The organism is Candidatus Streptomyces philanthi (genome assembly GCF_059553635.1).
The window spans coordinates 1-4,569 of record NZ_JCANQV010000382.1 but is presented as its reverse complement, the minus strand read 5'-3'; the positions used below and the strand labels follow the sequence as shown (position 1 = coordinate 4,569).

At 74.3% G+C, this 4,569-nt stretch carries 4 protein-coding genes and 1 pseudogene; all 5 read left to right on the top strand.

The genetic code is table 11. The features are described 5' to 3' along the window. Positions 1-223 (top strand): annotated as a pseudogene (locus AC51EU_RS27360) (LLM class flavin-dependent oxidoreductase); the annotation flags it as partial. Further along, the gene (locus AC51EU_RS27355; protein ID WP_496269765.1) at positions 217-1,587 is read left to right on the top strand and encodes an LLM class flavin-dependent oxidoreductase; all 1,371 of its coding nucleotides are present in this window, start codon (positions 217-219) and stop codon (positions 1,585-1,587) included. The pseudogene AC51EU_RS27360 and the gene AC51EU_RS27355, both read left to right, overlap by 7 nt. Continuing rightward, positions 1,584-2,363 (top strand): DUF1684 domain-containing protein, encoded by a 780-nt coding sequence (locus tag AC51EU_RS27350; RefSeq protein ID WP_496269763.1) that lies wholly within the window; start codon positions 1,584-1,586, stop codon positions 2,361-2,363. The genes AC51EU_RS27355 and AC51EU_RS27350 overlap by 4 nt, the downstream gene beginning before the upstream one ends. 259 nt (positions 2,364-2,622) lie before the next feature. Further along, positions 2,623-3,534 (top strand): S1 family peptidase, encoded by a 912-nt coding sequence (locus tag AC51EU_RS27345; RefSeq protein ID WP_496269762.1) that lies wholly within the window; start codon positions 2,623-2,625, stop codon positions 3,532-3,534. A gap of 161 nt (positions 3,535-3,695) precedes the next feature. Beyond that, on the top strand, positions 3,696-4,569 hold an 874-nt coding region (locus tag AC51EU_RS27340), incomplete at its 3' end, for a slipin family protein (protein ID WP_496269764.1).

The following is a 4,569-nucleotide window of genomic DNA, read 5'->3' as shown; positions in this document are numbered from 1 at the left end:
CACCGACGCCACCGCCCTCGCCGACCGGCTCGGCGCCTGGCACGAGGGCGCCACCACCGACGGCTTCCACCTGCGGCCCGACGACCCCGGACGCGACCTCGCCCTCCTCGCCGACGCCGTCCCCCTCCTGCGCCGCCGCCCGCCCGGCGGCACCACCCTGCGCGAGCGCCTCGGCCTGCCGCGCCCCGCCAACCGCTACGCCGCCGCCCGGGAGGCATCGTGACGCGCACCACCCCCGCCCCCGCCCGCCGGCAGATCCATCTGGCGGCCCACTTCCCCGGCGTCAACAACACCACCGTCTGGGCCAGTGAGGGACCGCCCCTGCCGCCCCGCCAGGACCCCGCCCTCGGCAACCAGATCGCCTTCGACTCCTTCGTCCACCTCGCCCGCACCGCCGAACGCGGCCTGTTCGACTTCTTCTTCCTCGCCGAGGGGCTGCGGCTGCGCGAGCACAAGGGCCGCATCCACGACCTCGACGTGGTCGGCAGGCCCGAGTCGATCACGGTGCTCAACGCGCTGGCCGCGGTCACCGACCGGCTGGGCCTGGCCGCCACCGTCAACACCACCTTCAACGAGCCCTACGAACTGGCCCGCAGGTTCGCCACCCTCGACCACCTCAGCGGCGGCCGGGCCGCCTGGAACGTCGTCACCAGCTCCGACGCGTTCACCGGCGAGAACTTCCGCCGCGGCGGCTACCTCGACCACGCCGACCGCTACACCCGCGCCGCCGAGTTCCTCACCACCGCCCGCGAGGTGTGGGACTCCTGGCCGGCCACAGCGCCCGGCCCCGCCCCGTTCTCCCACGCGGGCCGGCACTTCACGATCGGCGGCGAGGCCACCCTGCCGCACGGCCCGCAGGGCCATCCCGTCGTCATCCAGGCGGGCGATTCCCCCGAGGGCCGCGCCTTCGCCGCGTCCGCCGCGGACATCATCTTCACCCGGCACGCCGGCCTCGACGCCGGACGCGCCTTCTCCACCGACGTCAAGGACCGGCTGGCGGCGTACGGCAGGGAGCGCGACGACCTCAAGATCATGCCGGGGGTGACGTTCGTCCTCGGCGACACCGCGGCCGAGGCCCAGGAACGCGCCGTGGAGATCCGCCGGCAGCAGGTCACCCCGCAGAACGCGCTGCTCGCCGCGGAGCAGGTCTGGGGCGTCGACCTGTCCGCGTACGACCCGGACGGCCCGCTCCCGGCGATCGATCCCGACCCGGGCTCCCTGCTGGCCCAGGGCCGGGTCCGGCACGGCGACCCGCGCGCGGTCGCGGCCCGGTGGCGCGCGGTCGCCGAGGCCAAGGGGCTGTCGCTGCGGGAGACGGTGATCGAGATGACGGGCCGTCAGTCGTTCATCGGCACGCCCGGGGAGGTCGCCGCGCAGATGGACCACTTCGTCGCCGCCGGGGCCGCCGACGGCTTCATCCTCGTGCCGCACCGGACACCGGACGGCCTGGACGACTTCGTCGACCGGGTGGTGCCGCTGCTCCAGGAACGCGGCGTGTTCCGCACCGCGTACTCCGGACGCACCCTGCGTTCCCACCTGGGCCTGCCGCATCCCGCGCGTCCGGTATGGAAGGGTGAGGAGGCATGAGCGGCGAGCGGGAGTGGCGGCAGTGGCGGGAGCGGCGTGCCGCCTCGGCGTCCCGGCCCTACGGCCCCCTGGCCCTGACCGGCACCCACTGGCTCGCCGACCACCCCGACGGCGCGCTCCCCGCGCTGCCCGGCCGCTGGACGGCCCGGGACGACGCGGTCGTGCTGCGGGCCGGAGCGGGGGACGGTCTCGTCGTCGACGGTTCCGCGCTGGTCGGCGAGGTACGGCTCGGCGCCGACGACAGCCCGGAGAGCACCCGGGTCACCCACGGCGAACGCCACCTCCAGGTGCTGCGGCGCGAAGGGCTGTGGGCCGTCCGCGACATCGACCCCGGCTCCCCGGCGCGCCGGGCCTTCGCCGGGATCGACGCCTTCCCCTACGACGCGCGCTGGGTGCGGCCGGGCCTGTTCCGCCCGTACGCGCAGGGCCGCACCGTACGGGTGCGGGGCGCCGACGGGCGGCGGCGCGGTCTCGGGCTCGCCGGGGAGCTGGCCTTCACGCTGGAGGGCGACGAGCACACGCTCCAGGTCGCGGTGGAGGCGGACGGGTCGCTGTGGGCGGTGTTCGCCGACGCCACCAGCGGTACGGAGAGCTTCCGCTTCCGTTTCCTGCGCCCGCCCGCGCCCGCCGAGGACGGCACCGTCCCCGTCGACCTCAACCGCGCGCTGCTGCCGCCGTGCGCCTTCGCCGACCATTACATATGCCCGTTCCCGCCGCCCGGCAACACCCTGCCGTTCGCGCTGCGGGCCGGTGAACGGAACCGCGTCGGCGGCTGATCCGTCCCACCGCGGACCGAGGGGGTCACGACCTCACCGCCGGCTCCGGTCCGGGGCCGGCGGTGAGGCGCACCCTCGTCCGGGCGGCCCCGATCCGGCGCACCACCGCGCGCAGACCTCTTGCGCTACGGGCACGGTGCGCCCAGACTCCCGACCAGCGCTTGTCAGGGGCACGCAAAAAACGACGCGTCGTCGTGCCCCTCGGCTGCGCCTCACGGGCCGCCCGCGCGCGGCCCCCGATCCCCCTCGGAGGAATCACGTGAGGAAGAGGAACGAGCGCACCACCCCCCGCAGCGGTGTACCGAGACGCATCCGGCTGCTCGCCGTGGCGTCCGGACTGGCCGCCCTCGGCGCCGTCGCCGTGCCGGCCGCCAACGCCCAGGACCCCGCCCCCGCACAGAAGTACAGCGCCGCCCAGCTCGCCGCCGCCGGTGACGCGGTACGCACCGCCGACGTCCCGGGCACCGCCTGGTACGCCGACCCGAAGACCCACACCCTTGTCGTCACCGCGGACAGCACCGTCTCGCAGGCCGACCTCTCCCGGATCGAACGGGCCGCGGGCGGCAACGCCGGCGCGCTGCGCGTCGAGCGCACCTCCGGCACCCTGCGCAAGCTCATCTCCGGCGGCGACGCCATCTACGCGCCCAGCTGGCGCTGCTCGCTCGGCTTCAACGTCCGCAGCGGCAGTACCTACTACTTCCTGACGGCGGGTCACTGCACCGACGGCAACCCGCCCTGGTACACCAACTCCTCGCACACCACCAGCATCGGCCCGACCGCCGGGTCCAGCTTCCCGGGCAACGACTACGGCCTGGTGAAGTACACCTCGTCGGTCCCGCACGAGGGCACGGTCGGCGGGGTGGACATCACCGGCGCCGGCAACCCGAGCGTCGGCCAGACCGTGACCCGCCGCGGCTCGACCACCGGCACCCACAGCGGCACGGTCACCGGGCTGAACGCCACCGTCAACTACGGCAACGGCGAGATCGTCTACGGTCTGATCCAGACCACCGTCTGCGCCGAGCCCGGCGACAGCGGCGGCCCGCTGTACTCCGGCGGCACCGCCCTCGGTCTGACCTCCGGCGGCAGCGGCGACTGCACCTCCGGCGGGACGACGTTCTTCCAGCCGGTCACCGAGGCGCTCAGCGCCTACGGCGTGAGCGTCTACTGACCCACCGCACCGGAAGCGCTCCGCGCATGCCGGGCCCCTGTCCGCCACCGGACGGGGGCCCGGCCCCGTCCCGGGCACGCCGGGAACGGCCGGAGAAGCGGGCATACCATGTGAATACCGGATGTTCCGGACGGTTGATCGACGGAGATCAGGGGGCCGAGATGCTCCAGGAACTGGTGGCGACCGGGGTGGGCCTGGGCTCGGCGGGCGCGCTGTACCTGCTCGCGGCGGCCCGGGTGGTCAAGCAGTACGAACGCGGTGTCGTCCTGCGGCTGGGCCGGCTCGCCTCGACGGTCAGGGGACCGGGATTCACCATGATCATCCCGGTGGTCGACCGGCTGCGGAAGGTCAACATGCAGATCGTCACGATGCCCATCCCCGCCCAGGAGGGCATCACCCGCGACAATGTCACCGTCCGGGTCGACGCCGTCGTCTACTTCAAGGTCGTCGACGCCGCCGAGGCGGTCGTCGCGGTCGAGGACTACCGCTTCGCCGTCCACCAGGTCGCCCAGACCTCCCTGCGCTCCATCATCGGCAAGAGCGACCTCGACGACCTGCTCTCCAACCGGGAGAAGCTCAACCAGGGCCTCGCGGTGATGATCGACAGCCCCGCGCTGGGCTGGGGCGTGCAGATCGACCGCGTCGAGATCAAGGACGTCTCGCTGCCGGAGACCATGAAACGGTCGATGGCGCGCCAGGCGGAGGCCACCCGCGACCGGCGGGCCCGCGTCATCAACGCCGACGCCGAGCTCCAGGCGTCGAAGAAGCTCGCCGAGGCGGCCCAGGTGATGTCCGACCAGCCCGCCGCCCTCCAACTGCGGCTGCTCCAGACCGTGGTGGCCGTCGCCGCCGAGAAGAACTCCACCCTTGTGCTGCCGTTCCCCGTCGAACTCCTGCGCTTCCTGGAACGCTCCGGTCTCCAGGCCCAGGCGCGGACGGACGAGGTCCGGGCGCGGACCACGGCCGCCGCGCCGGGGGACGGAAGCGCGGGCGCGGCGGAGGAGGCCGCGCCCGCGCCGTCCGGCTCGTCCGCCG